Raw genomic sequence first — 17,900 nt, forward strand, 5'->3', positions numbered from 1 at the left:
GGCCGGGTCCGGCCGGTCGTCGCACGGGCGTCCGGTCAGGCGCCGACCCTGGCGGCGCGGGCGGACTGGCCGCGCACCTCCAGCTCGGCCAGCAGCGTGGCCGTGGCCTCCGTGACGGCCTCCACGGCACGGTCGAAGGCCTCCCGGTTGTGCGCCGCCGGGGCCCGGAAGCCGGACACCTTCCGCACGTACTGCAGGGCGGCGGCATGGAAGTCCTCGTCGGTGGCGTCGGGCGTCACCGGCGGTCGGAGCGTCTTGATACTGCGGCACATGCCCCCAGTTTCGCGCGCGAGGCCATGGCTGGCGACCTCCCGCCGTCACCCGCGCGTCACGGCCACCACGCCGGGCCGCCATCCGGCCGGATTAGGATTCCGCGTGAACCAATCGGTTCCGCCCCCGCCTGCCCCTGTTCCCCCGCTCCGCCCTGCCCTCGCGCGGGCGTCACCCCGGAGTCCCGCCTTGCCACTCGCGCTGGTCGCCCTTGCCGTCACCGCGTTCGCCATCGGAACCACCGAATTCGCCGCCATGGGGCTGCTCCCCCAGGTCGCCGACGACCTCGGCGTCTCGATCCCGCAGGCCGGGTGGCTGATCTCCGCCTACGCCGTCGGCGTGGTGATCGGCGCGCCGCTGCTCACCGCCCTGGCCGCCGGGCGGCCGCGCAAGGCGGTCCTGGTCGCCCTGGCCGCCCTGTTCGCGACCGGCAACCTGCTCTGCGCGCTGGCGCCGGAGTTCTGGTCGCTGGCGGCCGCCCGGGTGGTCACCGGACTCCCGCACGGGGCCTTCTTCGGTGCGGGAGCGGTCGCCGCCGCCGAACTGGTCGCCCCGCGCCTGCGCGCCCGGGCGGTCGCCGTGATGTTCTCCGGCCTGACCGTGGCCAACATCGTCGGCGTGCCCGCTGCCACCCTGCTCGGCCAGCACCTGGGCTGGCGGGCCACCATGCTGGTGGTGGTCGCGATCGCCGCGGCCGGCACCGCCGCCATCGTCCGCCTGGTGCCCGAACTGCCCGCGCCCGCCCGGGCCGGGCTCCGGCACGAGCTGGGCGCGTTCCGCAGCGGACAGCTCTGGCTGGCGCTGGCGACCGTCGTGTTCGGGTGCGGCGGCTTCTTCGCCTGCTACAGCTACATCACCCCGCTGCTCACCGAGGTCTCCGGCTACGCGACCGGATCGGTCACCCTGGTGCTGGCGCTGTTCGGGGTGGGGATGACGATCGGCAACCTGCTCGGCGGCTTCGCCGCCGACCGCGCGCTGCGCCCGACCGTCTGCGCCGCCTTCGTGCTCTCCGCCGGCTCGCTGGCGCTGCTCGCGGTGACCGCCCACGCCCGGTGGTCGGCGGCACTGACGGTGGTGCTGGTCGGCCTGTGCGGCTTCGCGATCGTGCCCGCCGTGCAGACCCTGGTCATGCGGCAGGCGCGCAGCGCCCCGACGCTGGCCTCCGCGACGGTGCAGGGCGCGTTCAACCTGGCCAACGCCCAGGGCGCCTACTTCGGCGGTCTCGCACTGGACGCCGGGCTGGGCTGGACCTCGCCCACGCTGGTCGGCTCGGGGCTGGCCGCCTCGGGCGCCGCCATCGCGCTGGCCGCCTGGGCGGCCGACCACCGGCGCCCGGACGGGGCGGACGGGGGCGTCGACGAGGGCGCGGCCGAGCCGGACGCCCCGGCGGTGGGCCGGACCGAGCCGGCCCCGGCAGGTGCGCCCGCCTGAGCGGGCCGGACCGCCGGGGCCCTGCCGTGCGACCGCTCCGGCTACCCGGCCGGACGCTCCAGCGGCACGATCTCCCGGTGGCCGTCCGCCAGCAGGCGGTAGCCCTCGCCGTTGAACTTGATCGAGGCCCGCTCCTCCTCGGTCAGCTCACGGCGGACCTTGGCCGGCACACCCGCCACCAGCGAACCCGCCGGCACCTGCATGCCCTGCGGCACGACGGCGCCCGCCGCGACCAGCGAGCCCGCTCCGATCCGGGCGCCGTTCAGCACCGTGGAGTTCATCCCGACCAGCACGTCGTCCTCGATCACGCAGCCGTGCAGCACGGCGTTGTGCCCCACCGAGATCCGCTCCCCGACCACCAGCGGGAACCCGGGGTCGGCGTGGAGGGTGCAGTTGTCCTGGATGTTGCTGCCCGCGCCGACCGTGATCGACTCCGCGTCGCCGCGGATCACCGCGCCGTACCAGACGCTCGCCCCGGCGGCCACCGTCACGTCCCCCACGACCACGGCGTTGGGCGCGACGAAGGCCGTCGGGTCCACCGAGGGCACCCGGCCCCCGACTGCGGCGATCAGCGGCTCTGCCATCTCTGCTCCTCCTGTTGACTGCTCCCCCGCCCGAAGGCGGGGGGCACCTTCGTACGGGGATTCCGACCCGGGCTGCATGATGCCCCTGCGGGCCGCCGGATCGCGAGTCCGAGGTCGTCCAAGGCGGCGTCCTCTCCCGACAGGGCGACGAGGAGGAACCGGGCCATTCCCGTGTCGTAGCGACGCCAGCCGTCGGGGAACTCACCTGGAAGCCACGGGGCGGGCGGCCTGCTCGGCCGCCCGCCCCGACCTCCGCACGATCACCCTACGGGAGTTCGATGGCGTTCCAGTCCCAGCTGTTGGCCGGAACCGTGTAGCTGCTCTTGAACGCCTGGATGCGACCACTCGCATCCGCCAGCCCGGTGAACATCCCGATCGAACTGTCCGCGAAGCGGTACATCATCCCGAGATCCGCCCGGTGGTCACCGTTGAAGTCACCACTGACGAACCGGATCGCATTCCGGTCCCAGCTGCCCGCCGGAACCTGGTACCCGGCCGTGAACTCGCCAAAGGCACCAGCCGTGTCGGTCAGCGACGTCATGAACGCGATCGAACCGTCCGCATGGAAGTACGCCATCAACGCATCCGAACGGCCATCACCGTTCGCGTCACCCGCATACAGCTGGATGGCATTCCAGTCCCAGCTGTTGGCCGGAACCGTGTAGCTGCTCTTGAACGCCTGGATGCGACCACTCGCATCCGCCAGCCCGGTGAACATCCCGATCGAACTGTCCGCGAAGCGGTACATCATCCCGAGATCCGCCCGGTGGTCACCGTTGAAGTCACCACTGACGAACCGGATCGCATTCCGGTCCCAGCTGCCCGCCGGAACCTGGTACCCGGCCGTGAACTCGCCAAAGGCACCAGCCGTGTCGGTCAGCGACGTCATGAACGCGATCGAACCGTCCGCATGGAAGTACGCCATCAACGCATCCGAACGGCCATCACCGTTCGCGTCACCCGCATACAGCTGGATGGCATTCCAGTCCCAGCTGTTGGCCGGAACCGTGTAGCTGCTCTTGAACGCCTGGATGCGACCACTCGCATCCGCCAGCCCGGTGAACATCCCGATCGAACTGTCCGCGAAGCGGTACATCATCCCGAGATCCGCCCGGTGGTCACCGTTGAAGTCACCACTGACGAACCGGATCGCATTCCGGTCCCAGCTGCCCGCCGGAACCTGGTACCCGGCCGTGAACTCGCCAAAGGCACCAGCCGTGTCGGTCAGCGACGTCATGAACGCGATCGAACCGTCCGCATGGAAGTACGCCATCAACGCGTCCGAACGAGCGTCGCCGTTGGCATCGCGCACGGCGACCGAACGCAGGACCGTCTCCCGGATCCACTGGCCGAGGTCGTCGACCCGGGTGCCGTACGCGTCGGTTCGGGTCTCGGCGCCGGGGCTGCCGAGGCATCCGGCCTGCCAGGAACGGCTGATCAGACCGGCGAGAACGGGCTTGCCGTTCTCGGTGCGCACGATGGGCGCACCGGCGTCGCCCTTGCACACGGTGGCATCGGCCGGAGCCTTGGGCGCGAGGTCGAAGCCGGTCGCCTCGACGGTGCCGACGCCGAAGGACGCGGTGTGCGGCGCGATGGGCGCCCACTCCGTCCTGGTCCGCCCGTAGCCGGTGACGGACAGTTCACCGCCCTGGCTCGGCGCGGTCGCGCTGACCGCGAGCGGGGTGACGGCGATGGCTGGCGTGTCGAGACGGGCCATCACCAGGTCGCGGTCCGCGCGCGGGACCAGTTCGACGACGGCGGCGGTGTGGCCGCCGGTCCCGTTCAGATCGGCCCGGCCGATGGTGGCGGTGGTCTTCTTGGTGGGAGCCCCCGCCGGGACCGCAGCCGGCTGCGCGTAGTCGTCGGCGAAGCAGCCGCCGGACGTGAGCACCCAGAGCGCGTCCACCAGGACACCGGTGCAGCCGCGTCCGCCGATGTCGAGCCTGGCCGTGTACGGGCGGTCCGACAGCGCGGAGTTGGACGAGGCGGGCCCGGTGGCAGTGAGGCCCACCAGGGTGTGGAAGCGGCCCTGGGGGTCGGCGGTCTCGCCGACTGCGGTCCAGAGGCTCTTGTGGACCTTGAACGTGGCCGAGCTGCCGTCGGCGACGGACATGGACGCCGTGACGTCGCGGACGCCGTCGCTCAGAATGCCGTGGGCCCGGGGGATCTCGAGGTCGAGCTGCCCCGTGGTGCCGGTCATCGTGAAGCAGATGTCGTCCCGGTCGCGGGCCGTGACGCGCAGCTGCGGCACGTTCGCCTTGCAGGGCGTCAGCTGGATGTTGCCGTTGCCAGACGTCAGCTTGACACCGGTCTCTTCGCGGATGCGCGCCGCGTCCGGGTAAGCGTTGTCCTCGACCGCGATCGGCGCGGCAGTGGTCGCCGTCGCACCGGCCGGCGGCGAGGCGGAGGCTCCGGCCAGCAGTGCGAGACCGGCCGTCGTGGCAACGGCCAGGATACGAGAAGGGGCCCTCATCCGGGCTCCTCACCCCCAAATGTCTTTCCGGTATTCGGCTTCGGTCGCCCGGCCGGGCGTGGACCGGCCGAGCGACGCGGTCATTGATATCACCATCAGGCAGGCCTCTGACGGCACGGGGACGTGTGATCCCGGCAAATCGGACGAAGATATGCCATGCGATGACTGAGCAGCAGAAAGCCCTCACACCAGAGTGATTGACGGAGTGTGGAATCATTTCGGCCCGGACCGACGCCGTTGCCCTCTGCGGAGCGCGAGGCGGCCGGGCCTTCCTCCAGCTATTGATTTCGAGGGGACATGGGGCAGTTGATACCGCGGGGGCACCGGAAGGTGTTCTCCCGCAAGCGGCTGAAACACCGGATCGTGACAGGTGGCACGGTGCTCGCGCTCGCAGCCGGCACGCTCGGCGGCACCGCGTTCGCGGAAGAGGTCCCGGCGTCTCCGGCACCCGGTCCGCGGGCGCAGGCAGTCGAAGCCTGGCGCACCGGCGGAGCGGCGGTGAAGGCCGCAGCCGAGATGGCCCTCACCGGACCGGACGCGGACATCGCCGCCTTCCTGGAGACCGGGCGGCGGATCGCCACCGAGGAGGACGAGCGGCTGGCCGTCCTACGGCTGGTGAACGTCAGCGGGCCCGGCGTGCGCGAGTCGGCGCAGCGGGCCCTGGCCGGCACGGCGCAGGACGTCCACGTTTTCCTGGAGTCAGGCTGGAACCGGCCGCTGGCGGACGACAACAAGGTCAGTACGCTCCGTGCGATGAACACCGGTGGTGTCGCCGTAAAGGAGGCGGCCCAGCGGGCGCTCAACGACGGTTCCGCGACCGCGATCTCCGCGTTCCTGTCCGTGGAGCTGCCCAGGGCGCAGGCCGAGGACGACCGGGTCGCGACGCTGCGGTTGATGCACAACGGCGGTCCTCAGCTGAAGCAGGCCGGCAGCGCCGCACTGAGCGCAGGTCCGGAAGCGGTACGGGAGTTCCTGCGGGACGGGCAACACGCCGCCCGGGCCCAGGACCTGGAGACGATGACGGTCGGCCAGCTCGTCGAGACGGCGAAACAGGCCAGCGCGGAGGCGGTCAAGGAGACCGCTGCCGCGAAGGAGGCCTCGGGCCGGGCCGTGGATGCCGCACGGCTCGCCAAGGAGGCGGCCCAGAAGGCGGCTGCGGAGACCGCTGCCGCCCAGGGCTCGGCGGAGCAGGCGACCGCGGCGGCCCGCCGCGCCGCCGATGCCGCCGAGAGTGCGGCGAAGGCCGCACAGACCGCGATCACCGCGGCGAACGCAGCCAGCAACGCGGCGCGGATCGCTGGCTCGGCCGCCTCCGCGGCTGCCAGCGCGGCAGCCGCCGCAGGCCGGGCAGCGGCCCAGGCCTACCAGTCCGCCTCCGCGGCCGCGCACGACAGGGGGAAGGCGGACGAGGCCCGCGACGCGGCGAGGACCGCCCGTGACGCGGCGGTCAACGCCACCGCGGCGGCCGAGGCGGTCGGCAAGGCCGTCACCGCCCTCGGCGACGCACTCGTCTCGGTGGCCTGGGCGATCAGCGCCGGGCTCAACGCGGCGCAGGCCGCCGACCACGCGGCCGAGGCGGGCGGCAACAGTGCGGTCGCGCAGGCCGAGTCCCGCCGGGCGAACGCGGCGGCCGCCAAGGCCCGGCGGCTGTCGGCCACCGCGTCCAGCGCGGCGAGCACGGCCAAGACGATGGCGGACAAGTCGCTGGCCGCCGCGCAGGAGGCACGCACGGCGGCGAACGCGGCGGCCGGCCACGCGAAGTCGGCGGCGGACGCGGCCGACGACGCGGCCACCCACGCGGGCCAGGCGGCGAACTGGGCCGACCTCGCCTCCGCGCACGCCACCGCCGCCGGTGACGCCGCCCAGCGGGCCACCACCGCGGCCGGCCAGGCCGGGCAGGTCGAGGCGACCGCCCGCCAGGCGGAGCAGGTGGCGGTCGAGACCGACCGCGACCTGTCGATCCAGGCCGCCGGGGAGCTGAAGCAGCAGTACGCGGAACAGTCGGCCCTCCAGGCGGACGAGCGTGCGGAGTCACTCCGGCAGGACGAGGAGACGAAGCGGTTGCTCGCTGAGGCGGTGGCGCCCGACACGGCACCGGAGACCGCCTTGGCCGACGCCCGCACAGCGGCCGTGCACCTGATGAGGACCGGATCGCCGTGGACCTCCCGTGCTGCCGGGACCGCTCTGGCCGGTACCGAGGCCGACGTCCGGCAGTGGCTCGCCGCCGGACGGCAGACCGCCGTGGCCCAGGACGACTACACCAAGGTCACCGACCTGGTAGCCACCGGTGTACCCGCGCTCAAGACTGCTGCTCTCGCCGTATTGGACAAGAGCGCGGACGAGCAGGCCGCCTTCCTGGAGACCGGTCAGCACGAGGTGCTCAAGGAGGAGTACCGGGTCCGGGTGCTGACCCTGATGAGTACCGGTGGAACGGCCATCAAGGAGGCCGGCTCGGCCGCCCTCTCGGCCGGCACGACCGAGTCTCTCCGTGCCTTCCTGGCGAGTGGCCAGTACAGGGCGCAGGAGGAGGACGACAGGGTCGCGGCACTGCGGCTGACGGCGACCGGCGGGCCGCACGCCCGGGCGGCTGCGCAGGTCGCCCTGGAGTCACCGGCTCCGCTGCTTCACGAGTTCGTCACCGTCGTCCAGTACCGGGCCGCGAAGCGCGACTACGACGACGCCGTCCACGTCGCGAGCGTCCGGCGCCTGGTCGCCGAGGGCAACGCCGCGGCGGCCGTGGCCACGCAGAGCGCGGCCGAGGCCTCCGTGGTCGCGGCGACAGCCCGCGGCGCCGCCGCCGAGGCTGCGGGCCACGCCCAGCAGGCGAAGGACTCGGCCGCCGCCGCCCAGGCCGCCGCCGCCCAGGCCGCGGACGCGGCGAAGGCGGCGGACACCTCCGCCCGTCAGGCCGCGCAGTCCGCCACCACCGCCAAGAATGCGGCGGCCTCGGCGAGCAGCTCGGCGGGCCGGGCCACGCAGGCCGCCCACCGCGCCGCGAACTCGGCCACCTCGGCGGCGGCATCGGCCCGCGACGCCTACGCATCGTCCGCCAGGGCGTACGACTCGGCGATCGCGGCGGGCAAGAGCGCGACGGAGGCGCTGTCCCTGGCCGGTCAGGCCATGGCGCAGGCCATCGAGCACGCCAAGCAGGTGGCCCGCGACAACGCCACGGCCCCGACCGACCCGGGCACCGGTGGGGACACGGGCACGGGGGGCGACTTCGAGCCGGAGCACCCGGCGGAGGACCTGAGCCTCGAAGGAGGCCTGTCGGCCGCCGACGCCGCGACCCTCGCGATCGACATCGTGGGGATCTTCGACCCGACTCCGATCAGCGACGGCGCGTCGGGCGTGGTCAGTCTCTTCCGCGGGGACTGGATGGGGGCCGGGCTGTCGGTCGCCGCCATGGTCCCCTATGTGGGCGACGCGGCCGCCAAGCCCGCCAAGCTCGCCAAGCTCCTGGCCAAGAACGAGTTCATCGCCAAGAGAATCGTCGACCCGGAGTGGATGCGGTGGGCACTCCAGAGCCTGAAGCACGTGTCGGTGGACAAACTCGGCGATGGCGTGGCGACACTCAACTCACTGGCCCGCGAGGCCAAGAAGGGGTTCACCGCGAAAACCCGCCCGATGGCGGTCAAGCACGGGCTGCCGACCGACCTGGAAGGTCCCGTGCCGTTCGTCCCGCCGAAGGGCTGGCAGGGCAAGCCCGAGCGCGGCGGCGGGTTCCGGGACGCGTACGGGAACCTCTGGAAGAAGGCGACCGACGGCAAGGACGAATGGGACGTCCAGGTGAAGAAGGGAACCAAGTTCTCGATCTTCTGCAAGAACGGTAACCAGGGCAAGGATTTCGAGCACGCCAACATCTCGCCCGACGGATATGTGACGCACTGACGCACCGATCCGCCGCCCCGCACGGCCCGGTCCCCGACGTCCGCTTCGGACCGGGCCGGGCCGTGCGGTCTTCGCATAGGATCGACGGGCGGGTCGCACGGACCGACGCACCCGACAGATCAACTCGACCGACCGTGTCGGTATGGAGGCACCGTCCCATGGCCCTGGCCCCCCACCGTCTCGTCTGGATGACCCTCTGGGCCGAGGCAACGAACGAGGAGGGCGCCGACCTGACCCGGGCGATCGCATCCGCCCTCGCCCCGCTCGGCCGGGTGAAGGTGATCTCGCGTGGCCCGTTTCCGCGGACGCCGGAGCTGCTTCTCATCGACGTGGAGATGTCGCCCTCGTCCTCGACCGCCGAGTGTCTCCGCAGCCTCGGTCTGCGGCCGGACGAGGACGGCTGCTGGCCCGACTGGAAGAGGCGCGGGAATGGTGGAGAGTTCCTGAACCCGGCTGTCCGCGGTGCCCAGGTGGGAGAGGAGGAGGCGGCGGCACCGTCACCGTTCGCCAACGGCGAGGTCGTCGTCATCCTCGACGGGGCGACGGCACGTGAGGAAGCGCTGGTCGGCGTCGAGGGCGTCGTCCACGGTTCCTTCTACGACGCCGACGAGCCCGATCCGCTGCTCCGCCGGTGGCAGCACTACGTGATGCCCGAGGGACGGGAGGTGCTGGAGCCGTTCCCGAGTGCCGGGCTTCGTGCCACCGGACGCCGCGTCGTCGTCGAGGAGCAGCCCCTCCCCGTACACGTGGCCACCGACGGCCCGGGCATTGACGGCGGCTCTGCCTGGCCCGCCGGGTCCGCCGGGTCCGCCGACGGGCAACGGTGATTCCGGGCACCGGGCCGGTCAGGGCCGACCGATTCATGGATCCCGTCCGCCGCCGTCGTCGGACGGCTCACGCCCCCGGGAGCGGCGCCGCCGCAGGTACCAGACCAGCAGGGTGACGGCGACGACCGCGGCGATCGCGATGGCGGCAACCCGGCCGACCGTGCCCTCCACCCTGCTGTACGCGGCTCCGGCGAAATAGCCGAGGAGGGTGAAGCCCACGCCCCAGGCGACCCCGCCGAGGACGTTGTAGAAGAGGAACCGGCGGTACGGCATGCGGGACATCCCGGCCAGCGAGGGCACCAGCGGGCGGAAGAAGGCGATGAAACGGCCGACGAAGACCGCGGCCGGTCCGCGCCGGCGGATCAGGTCCTGCGCGGTGCCGACCCGTTCGGCATGGCGCCGCAGCGGGCGGGTGCGAATGATCGCCGGACCGAGGTGCCGGCCGATCTCGTAGCCGGCGGAGTCGCCGAGGACGGCCGCGCAGACCACGACCACGACCATCCAGCCGATGGACGCACGGCCCTGGTGGGCGAGGAAGCCGCCGAGGACGGCGGCGGTCTCGCCGGGGATGAAGAAGCTGAAGAACAGGGCGTCCTCGGCGAAGACCATGCCGCCGACGACCGCGTACACGACCGGGCCGGACAGGCCGCGCAGCCAGTCGGTGATCGAGTGCATTGGCCACACCTCGTCGGCGATCCTGCCCCTTTCCGCCCCAATATAACGATTGTCCCGGTGCCGGCCCCGTCGGGCGGGCACGCGGACGGGGACGGCATGAGAACGGGGACGGGAACGGGGGCGGCACGGCGACGCCACGGGCCGGCCACCGGATCCGACCGGGGGGTTACCCCCCGGGGGAAGAGGGCGGTCCTCCCCAGCGCGCCGCGGGTCCGGCCCCCGCGAAGATCAACTCAGCGAACGCCGAGATCGTCGGCGTTCCGTCGAGTCGAGGTGAGCGCAACGATGGCAGGAAGCAATCGGATCGGGCGGCGCGGGCTGCTGACCGCGGCGGTGGCCGCCGCGGCCGTGGTGGTCCCGGGGGTGGCGGTCGCCGCGCCGACGGGCCCCGGCCCCACCACCGCGGCCGCGGACCCGGCGGCGGCGCAGCGCCGGGCCGTGGTCCGCGCGTTGGAGAGCGTCGCCCAGCCGCTGCGGACGACGGAACCCGGCGGGCGCACCGCCGACCTGCGCGCCCTGGGCTCGATGATCGGCGACGCCGAGGTGGTCGGTCTCGGCGAGGCCACCCACGGCTCGCACGAGTTCTTCGCGATGAAGCACCGGCTGTTCCGCTACCTCGTCGAGGAGAAGGGCTTCACCGCCTTCGCCCTGGAGACGAGCTGGAGCAGCGGCCTGCAGATCGACGAGTACGTGCAGGGCGGTCCGGGCGACGCGCGGCAGCTCGTCAAGGACGCCCTGGGCGGCAGCCCGTGGGACCGCGAGGAGTTCGTCGACCTGATCGCCTGGATGCGGACCCACAACCGGAGTCACCCGCAGAACCCGGTCCACTTCGTGGGCGACGACCTCGGTCTCCCGAGGCTCGGCGACCGGATCTTCGAACGGGTCACCTCCCACGTCCGTGCGGCCCGCCCCGACGTCCTCCCGCAGCTCGACGGGCTCTACGCGGGCCTGCGGCCGTTCGACGACGTCTTCGCCTACCTGCGGAAGCCGCTCGCCGAGCGCCGGGACGACGCCGCCAAGGCGCAGCAGGCGCTCGATCTGGTCACCGCCAGCGGTGCCGGTGCCTCCGGCGACGAGGCCCACGCATGGGCGGTGCAGCACGCCCGGAACATCGCCGAGACCTTCGCCTTCGCCACCCTGGACGTCACCGACCCGGCCTCCGTCTCCGCCGCGGAGCAGCTGCGCGACCGGGCGATGGCGGACAACACCGCGTGGTGGCAGCGCCGCACCGGCGGCAAGGTGCTGTTGTCGGCGCACAACGGGCACACCGGCTACCTGGCCACCGACACCTTCCTGTACCCCAAGCCGCAGGGCTCCCGGCTGCGCGACACCTACGGCCGCGCCTACGTGGCCATCGGCTTCACCTTCGACAGCGGCTCCTTCCTCACCAACGACGCGGTCCTGACCGACGGCTGGAAGTCCGTCACCGTCCCGGCGGCGACCCCGGACATGAACGAGTACACCCTCGACCAGGTCCGCCACCGGGACTACTACGTCGACCTGCGCACCGTTCCCCGGGCGGCCCGCGACTGGCTGGACGTCAGCCGCCCCACCTACGACGCGGGCTCGGTCTACCGCAGCGACCCGATGCCGCGGCTCGCGATCGGCCGGGCCTACGACGTCCTCATCCACCTGAACCAGGTCACCCGGGCGCGCATGTCCTGATCGCGGGTGGCGGCCGCGATCGCACCCCGGGTGCGGCGCAGCCGGGTCCGGCCTCGGCTGCGCCGGCCCCCGGCCGGCGCAGCCCCCGGTCAGGCGAGCGGGCCGGTACCCGCGCGGATGCCCTCGGCGGCGACCGACGGGGCCGCCGGGGCAGCGGCCGGCGGGCGGCCGCCGCAGACGCCGGTGTCGACCAGGTTCTCGAACGCGGTGTTGGTGGCCGCCGGGTCGGACAGGTCGTAGGCGTTCACCGAGGCGGCGAACTGCCGCTTCCCGTCGGACGCGCCGTACAGCAGGGTGGTGTAGCCCGGGATGCCGCCGCCGTGGCCCCAGAACTCGCCGCACGCGGTCGGCGTCCGCTGCAGGCCCAGGCCGTAGGCCTGGCCGCTCTCGGGGCTGACCCGCTTCATCTCGGCCAGTTCGGCCGGGCCGAGCAGGCGTCCGCCGAGCAGTGCGGAGATGAACCGGGTGAGGTCGGCCGTGGTGGAGACACCGGCGCCGGCCGAACCGGCCATGCTCGGGTTGAGCAGCGTCGTGTCGGCCGGGCCGTCGGCCAGCTTGTAGTAGCCGTGGGCGTGCGGGCCCGGGACGAAGGGCGAGTCGATCGGCATGGAGGTGCCGGAGAGGCCGAGCGGCCGGATGATCCGCCGCTCCACCTCCTGGGCCCAACTGCGGCCGGTGAGCCGCTCGATCAGCATCCCCGCGATGATGTAGTTGGTGTTGGAGTAGTGCCAGCCCTTCCCCGGATCGAAGTACGCCGGGTGGGTCGCCGCCAACGCGACCAGCTCCCGGGGCTGGTAGGAGCGCCAGCGGCCGGTGGCGAGCCACTGCTGCAGCGTGCCGGCGCTCTCCTCGAACGCGAAGGAGGCGTCCTCGGTGTAGTTGAAGATGCCGCTGGTGTGACCGAGCAGCTGGCGGACGGTGATCTGCCCGCCGTTCGGCACCACGCCGGGAAGGTGGCGCTCCACCGGGTCGTCCAGGCCGACCCGGTGCTCGGCGACGAGCTGCAGCACGACCGTCGCCACGAAGGTCTTGGTCACGCTGCCGATCCGGAACCGCCCGTCGGGGGAGGCCGGGGCACCGGTGGCGAGGTCCGCCGTACCGGCCGCGCCCTTCCAGGCCGGGCGGCCGCGCTCGACGACCAGGCCGAGGGCGGCGGTGGAGCCGCCCGGGCTCACCATGGCGCGGACGGCGGCGTCCAGGGCCGCCCGGTCGGCCCGCCCGGCGGCCTCCGCCACCGGCGCCCCGTCGACCGTCACCGCTCCGCCGTCCACGGTCACCGCCGGCCGGGCACCCCGCGCCCCGGTCGCCGCGGCGACCGGGGCCAGCGCGCCCACCAGCCCCGCGCCGGCGAGGACCACGGCCACCGCGCGGACGGCTGCTCCCCGCCGCCGCTCCGCCCGTGCCGCGCTCCCCTGCCGTGCCGCCTCCCCGGCCTGCTCCGGCCGTCCGTACACCGCTTCCGCCATGCCGCCGCCCTCCCGCGATCGAACGGGCGGATGTACTCAACAGCCGCCCGGATACCGACAGCTGACACTCTGACAGGCGAGTGCGCAGCGGTCGTCAGCCGCAGGTCCGGACCGTGTCCACCCCTGGTCCGATCCCGCCGCGCGGGTCGCTACCCCTCAGGTCGTAGCCGACCCCGAGGATCCCCGGGGAAGCGCCTCCGCCCCCGGGCGGAGGCACCAGGGGGCGGAGGGGCCGCGCGCGGGGACGGCCGCGCGCGGAGTGGGCGGTCAGGACAGCGGCGCCTTCACCCGCAGCACCTCCACGAACGCGCGGATCCACGCCGGGTGGTCGGGCCAGGCCCGGGCCGACACGACCACACCGTCCACGACGGCCTCGCCGTCGACGTACTGCGCGCCTGCGGCGATCACGTCCGGCTCCAGCGCCGGGTAGGCGGCACTGCGCCGCCCGGACAGCACCCCGGCCGCTGCGGAGACCAGCGGGCCGTGGCAGATCTGCGCGACCGGCTTGTCGCCCTCGAAGAAGTGCCGGACGATCCGCTGCACGTCGGGGTTGTTGCGCAGGTACTCGGGAGCCCGGCCGCCGGGGATGACCAGCGCGACGTAGTCGGCCGGGTCCACGTCCGCGAAGGCGACGTCGGCGGGCCAGGTGTAGCCGGGCTTCTCGGTGTAGGTGTCGAAGCCGTCGACGAAGTCGTGGACGACGAACTGCAGCCGCTTCCTGGCCGGCGCCGCGATGTCGACCTGGTAGCCCTCCTCGCGGAGTCGCTGGTAAGGGTAGAACACCTCCAGCGACTCCGCGGCGTCACCGGTGACCAGCAGGATCTTCGACGTCATCGCGCATACCTCCACATGATCGGTCGTCAGGCATGCTGCGCGCCCGCCGAGGTGGCGACCGGCGCGAGCCGCGACCAACCTCCCGTACCGCGCGCCGCCCCGCAACAGGGCGCACCGGTCGCGCCGCAGCCCGTAAGCGCCCCCGCACGCCGGTGCCGCGCCACACGCGCCGTTACAGGCCCGCCCGCGCCCCCGTGCTCCCGGTGGTGCGCGGGGGCCTCGCCGCCCCCGTCAGTCCGGGGCTCGGAAGAGCGGCTCGCCCGCGTGCAGGCGGCCGCAGACCGGTCGGTAGCTCGGCCGGTCGAGCTTCGGCCGCTTGCCCCTGCGGGCCCGCTCGGCCCCGCCCTCGTACGCCTGGGGCACCAGGATCTCCCGTGCGGCGCGCAGCTGTTCCCGGGTCGGGTCGTACGAGTCGATCTCGACCTCCAGCTCGCCCACGGTGTAGGAGGCGGACTTGTCGGCGAGCACCAGCGCCCGGCCGTGGACGGCTCCCCCGACCTCGAAGGTGAAGTCGTTGTAGTGGCCGTACACGATGCCCTCGGCCCGCAGGTCGCCCGCGACGTACACGGAGCCCCGGGAGACGAGGTCGCGCACCACCAGATCGCCGAGGACGACCAGCAGGCCGATGCCGGAGACGTAGTCGTCGAGGAAGCCGTGCACGACCAGGTCGCCGTCGACGATCAGCGCGATGTCGTGGTCGAGGTCCTCGGGGAGAAGTAATGGGCATGCCATTTCCGCGGGAAGTGATGTCGATTACATAAATGGAAGGAAAAGCGGACCGCCGTATTACGCGATAGCCCTACGATGGTCGTCACGGCGTCGCCGACTGATCATCAACTCACTTGAGGATCTTGGCAGTTTGGCGCGCCCATGATCCGTACGGGGTGGACGGAGGAGCTGGGGGACATGGCCCTGCCACATGGTGCGGGAGCGAACGGTCCGGGTGGGGGGAAATCGCGGGCGAGGCCGGCACCGAAGGCCTCGGACCCGGCCGGGCTGGCACAGGAACTCGAATCGCTGGCCGCCGAACCGCGGGTGGAGGCGTTCGGCGAGGTCCTGCGCGATCTGGCGACGGCGGTCCGGACCGGGAAGGGCCTCGCGCCGTGGGCCGGCGGCAGCCTGGTCGCCGCGTACGGGAGCGCGACGGCGCTGGGGCCGCGCGGTGGGCGGCGCGGCAGGGCGGCCACCGCCCTGCACCTCGCCTCCTCGGCGATGGTGCTCCTCCCGCTGCTGCTGACCTGGGGCGGCCTCGGGCTCGCGGTCTCCGCCTACCAGGACTACCTGGACGACCGCGCCGCCGGCCGGATCACGGCCGGACCGGACAGCGCCTCGTTCCTGGAACTGTGGCAACAGGGCTTCGGCGGGCATCTCGCCGGACCGGCCAGGTTCGACTGGCTGGTCGGCTACACCGTGCTGTTGCTGATCGGCCTGGTGACCGCCGGGATCGTGCGCCAGGTGCTGGCGCATCAGGAGGAGTCCCAAGGAAGGGAGCTGGTGCGCCGGCTGGCCTTCGCGCTGGCGCAGACCGAGGCGATGGCGGTGGCCGCCGCGCACACCGAGCCCCGCCGCTTCGCCACCGAGCTGCAGTCGGCGGCCGAGGGGCTGCGCGAGCTGATCGACCTCTCCACGGGCGCCGGCGACCAGTCCCGCAAGGTCCTGAAGCAGGCCACCGAGGCCGCCCGCACGGCGGTGGCGGCGGTGCGCTCCATCGAGGAGGCGACCACGGCGCTGCGGCAGGGCACCGAACGGGTCTCCGAGGCCTCGGACCGGGCGGCGGCCTCCGCGGCCGGACTGACGCGCGGCAGCGAGCTGTTCGGCGACCGCGTCGCCGGCGCGGTGGCCGAGCTGGCCGCCGGGATGGAGCGCAGCGCCGCGAGCACCGCGGACCGGATCGCGGCGGCGGCCGAGTCCGCGGCCGGGCGCTTCGACCAGGTGCTCGCCGGCGCCGTCGACACCCAGGCGCGGCAGGCCGTCCTGCACGCCGAGGCCCTGGAGCAGCGCAGCCGGGCGGCCGAGCAACTGCTCACCACCGCGACCGACACCCTGACCGCCGGCGCCCGGGACCTCGTCGGCGTCGTGGCCGGTCTGGACGGCGCGGTCTCCGGGCTGCCCCACGCCCTCGGCGAGGCCGCCGAGGAGGGAGCCGAACGGATCGGCACGGCGTACGAGTTGGCCGTGGCGGCACTGGCCGCCTCGCTGCGCGGCGAGGTGGAGGAGGCCGCGGCGGTGATCGGCGACCGGGTCGCCGCCCTGGGCGAGCTGGTCCGGGAGGACGGCGAGCGCCGCGCCGCGGGCCGGCTGGACGCCGCCGCGGCACAGGCCGAGCTGCTCGCGGCGGTGGAAGCCGCGCTTGCGGTGGTGGCCGGGCTCGCCGGCCGGGTGGAGGCGCTCGGCGGACAGGGCGAGTCGCTGGGTGAGCGGCTGGCCCGGCTGGGGGACACGCTGGCCCGGCAGGAGACGGAGCTGCGGACGGGTCGAGACGAACTGGCCGTGCACCGGGACGAGTTGGTGGAGTCGGCGGACGGGTTGCAGAAGGCGCTCACGCAGACCGGGGCGCAGCTGGAACGGCTCGGGGAGTCCTGGCGGGGGTACGCGGACCGTCCCCCGGCGGCCGATCCGTCGGGGCGGGCCGTGACGGGAGCGCACCGGGTCGCGGCAGCGCACGGGGGGCGTACCGGTACGCCGGCGACGGCACCGGCGGCACCCGCGGCACCGGCGGCACCGGCGACGGTCCCGGACCCGCGGGTGGGCGCCTACGGCGCGGCGGCCGTCACCGACCGTCGTGCGGAGGCGCCTCCGGCGGACCGGGCCCCCACACCGCGCAACGCGGTGCCGCCCGCCGCGGTGCCGCACGACGCGGTGCCCTACGACGCGGTGCCCTACGACGCGGTGCCGCGCGACTCGGCGCCCCGGGACGCCGCCCCCACGGGACCCGCCGACCCCGGTGGCCCTGACCGGCGTGACGGCGAGGGTGCCGGATGACCGGGCGCGGCGGCACGTGGCTGCTGGCCGGTGCCGGTTGGCTCTTCGCCGACCTGATGGTGGTCATGGTGCTGGTGGTGCTGGGCGGCCAGAGCACTCCGCTCCCCGTCGCGGCGCCGTCGTCCTCGCCCTCCGCGGCGGGCTCCCCGTCGGCCCCGGCCTCGTCGTCCGCATCGTCGTCCTCGTCGCCGACCAGTCCGGCACCCAAGCCCACCGCCACCGCCCCGGCCCCGCCGCCCGGGCTGGACCCGAACAGCACGTCGGTGGTGGTCGAGGTGGACGTCGACGGGCTGCTCGGGGGCGATCCCGCCGCCCGCACCGCCTTCGCGAACCGGTTGAAGGCCGAGATCGGGCCGTACACCGGGCGCAGCGCCGCGCTGGTGTTCGTCTGGGGCACGGCCGCCGGCTGCGCGCACTGCACGGCCGACCTCGGCCGCAGCCAGGGCCTGGCGGACGCCGCCGCGCCGCTGGTGCACGCGGTCGCGCCCGGGTTCTTCCCGGCGGACGACCGCCGACTGATCCGCCCGTACCTGGACGGTCAGGGCCGCCCCGGCACGGTCCGCCTGGAGCTGTTCTTCATCCGCACCTGAGCACCTCGGCACTTCGACACCTCGGCACCCCAGCACCGCGACACCTCGGCACCGGATCGCCCGACTACCCGGCCACCTGCCACCTGCCCACCCGCCACCCCAACCCTCACCGCGCCCCGCACCCACCCCCTCCCCCCGTCGGCGCCCGGCACTCGTCCACTACGGCCTGACCGGCCCCTCGGGCCCGTCCTCCGGCCGCAGCCCCTCGCATTCCA

At 73.7% G+C, this 17,900-nt stretch carries 13 protein-coding genes; 6 read left to right on the forward strand and 7 right to left on the reverse strand.

Annotated elements, in window-relative coordinates:
- Positions 1-35: 35 nt before the first annotated feature.
- Positions 36-272: a DUF2277 domain-containing protein gene (locus tag RMN57_RS04510; protein WP_238859129.1), complete on the reverse strand. Its 237-nt coding sequence runs from the start codon at positions 270-272 to the stop codon at positions 36-38.
- Between the two features lie 187 nt (positions 273-459).
- Here RMN57_RS04510 and RMN57_RS04515 point away from each other — a divergent pair, with 187 nt between their 5' ends.
- Positions 460-1,701, forward strand: coding sequence for an MFS transporter (locus RMN57_RS04515; RefSeq protein ID WP_313762055.1), 1,242 nt, complete (start codon positions 460-462; stop codon positions 1,699-1,701).
- A gap of 41 nt (positions 1,702-1,742) precedes the next feature.
- Here the strand turns inward: RMN57_RS04515 and RMN57_RS04520 are convergent, their stop codons facing one another.
- On the reverse strand, positions 1,743-2,285 hold the full coding sequence (locus RMN57_RS04520; RefSeq protein ID WP_313762056.1) for a gamma carbonic anhydrase family protein: 543 nt from the start codon (positions 2,283-2,285) through the stop codon (positions 1,743-1,745).
- Between the two features lie 265 nt (positions 2,286-2,550).
- Positions 2,551-4,758 (reverse strand): trypsin-like serine protease, encoded by a 2,208-nt coding sequence (locus tag RMN57_RS04525; protein ID WP_313762057.1) that lies wholly within the window; start codon positions 4,756-4,758, stop codon positions 2,551-2,553.
- A gap of 363 nt (positions 4,759-5,121) precedes the next feature.
- Here RMN57_RS04525 and RMN57_RS04530 point away from each other — a divergent pair, with 363 nt between their 5' ends.
- Positions 5,122-8,646 (forward strand): hypothetical protein, encoded by a 3,525-nt coding sequence (locus tag RMN57_RS04530; protein ID WP_313762058.1) that lies wholly within the window; start codon positions 5,122-5,124, stop codon positions 8,644-8,646.
- Between the two features lie 158 nt (positions 8,647-8,804).
- Positions 8,805-9,473, forward strand: a complete 669-nt coding sequence (locus RMN57_RS04535) for a hypothetical protein (protein WP_313762059.1) — start codon at positions 8,805-8,807, stop codon at positions 9,471-9,473.
- Positions 9,474-9,506: 33 nt separating this feature from the next.
- On the opposite strand, the gene RMN57_RS04540 is transcribed toward RMN57_RS04535, so the two are convergent.
- Positions 9,507-10,148: a DedA family protein gene (locus RMN57_RS04540; RefSeq protein WP_313762060.1), complete on the reverse strand. Its 642-nt coding sequence runs from the start codon at positions 10,146-10,148 to the stop codon at positions 9,507-9,509.
- 285 nt (positions 10,149-10,433) lie between these two features.
- On the opposite strand from RMN57_RS04540, the gene RMN57_RS04545 reads away from it, so the two are divergent.
- A complete protein-coding gene (locus RMN57_RS04545; RefSeq protein ID WP_313762061.1) occupies positions 10,434-11,813 on the forward strand; it encodes an erythromycin esterase family protein in 1,380 nt (459 codons plus the stop codon).
- A gap of 89 nt (positions 11,814-11,902) precedes the next feature.
- On the opposite strand, the gene RMN57_RS04550 is transcribed toward RMN57_RS04545, so the two are convergent.
- The 3 genes from RMN57_RS04550 to RMN57_RS04560 all read right to left on the reverse strand — a co-directional run bounded on the left by RMN57_RS04550 (position 11,903) and on the right by RMN57_RS04560 (position 14,845).
- Positions 11,903-13,279 (reverse strand): serine hydrolase domain-containing protein, encoded by a 1,377-nt coding sequence (locus RMN57_RS04550; protein ID WP_313762062.1) that lies wholly within the window; start codon positions 13,277-13,279, stop codon positions 11,903-11,905.
- Between the two features lie 267 nt (positions 13,280-13,546).
- Entirely contained in the window at positions 13,547-14,113 is a 567-nt protein-coding gene (locus tag RMN57_RS04555) for a DJ-1/PfpI family protein (RefSeq protein ID WP_313762063.1), read from the reverse strand.
- A gap of 231 nt (positions 14,114-14,344) precedes the next feature.
- A complete protein-coding gene (locus RMN57_RS04560; RefSeq protein WP_313762064.1) occupies positions 14,345-14,845 on the reverse strand; it encodes a hypothetical protein in 501 nt (166 codons plus the stop codon).
- Positions 14,846-15,019: 174 nt separating this feature from the next.
- On the opposite strand from RMN57_RS04560, the gene RMN57_RS04565 reads away from it, so the two are divergent.
- Both RMN57_RS04565 and RMN57_RS04570 read left to right on the forward strand, forming a co-directional pair.
- The gene (locus RMN57_RS04565; protein WP_313762065.1) at positions 15,020-17,095 is read left to right on the forward strand and encodes a hypothetical protein; all 2,076 of its coding nucleotides are present in this window, start codon (positions 15,020-15,022) and stop codon (positions 17,093-17,095) included.
- Positions 17,092-17,685: a hypothetical protein gene (locus RMN57_RS04570; protein ID WP_313762066.1), complete on the forward strand. Its 594-nt coding sequence runs from the start codon at positions 17,092-17,094 to the stop codon at positions 17,683-17,685. Before RMN57_RS04565 ends, RMN57_RS04570 begins: the two co-directional genes overlap by 4 nt.
- Positions 17,686-17,900 lie beyond the last annotated feature (215 nt).

Origin of the sequence: Kitasatospora sp. CM 4170 (assembly GCF_032110285.1) — a bacterium.
Taxonomy (GTDB): Bacteria; Actinomycetota; Actinomycetes; order Streptomycetales; family Streptomycetaceae; genus Kitasatospora; species Kitasatospora aburaviensis.